The organism is Atopobium deltae (assembly GCF_001552785.1).
GTDB lineage: Bacteria > Actinomycetota > Coriobacteriia > Coriobacteriales > Atopobiaceae > Atopobium > Atopobium deltae.
Window position 1 is genome coordinate 1 of the sequence record NZ_KQ959511.1, and the last position, 543, is coordinate 543.

Below are 543 nucleotides of genomic sequence, written 5' to 3' on the forward strand. Positions count from 1 at the left end.
AATAATGTAAAAATATATGTAAACAATGCAGAAAAAGATAAATTCACTAATAACGATTTCCAACTTTTCGCCGACCAATATGGATATAAGGAAAAATCTCAATTTTGCTACAAGCACGAAGTTGGCAATAGTACGACAAGAACGTACTCACAAACTGTAATTGCCCAAATTGTAGAAGCTTTAATGAGAAATAACCATTTAATAGAAGAACTAAAAGAGTTAAAAAACAAGAGGGCAGCCCAAGGGGCAAAGGAATTCTAAACTGCCAGCAAACAAGTTGACTGCGTCTACTCCCCGTTGGGAACCCAGCACTAATCCTGTCTAGGGGGCTGCCTCTAACTTGTCTAAAAGTGTATCCAATCGTAAGCAAATGTCAATAGAATCAGGCTAGAGATCATTGATCTTGTTAGAGCGCCTACGTTCTCAAAAAAGACCCCTGATTTCGGGCGCAGAGGCCAACGCCAGATCCAAAACTATAAGTAAAGGATTTCATTACGAAAGTATACCCTATTTACAGCAAAGATGAAGATGAGGATTTGTGGC

General features: G+C 38.9%; 1 protein-coding gene. It reads left to right on the plus strand.

Annotated elements, in window-relative coordinates; all coding sequences use genetic code 11:
- The coding region (locus HMPREF3192_RS06950) for a hypothetical protein (protein ID WP_197414572.1) at positions 1–261 on the plus strand (261 nt) is incomplete at its 5' end.
- Positions 262–543: the final 282 nt, after the last annotated feature.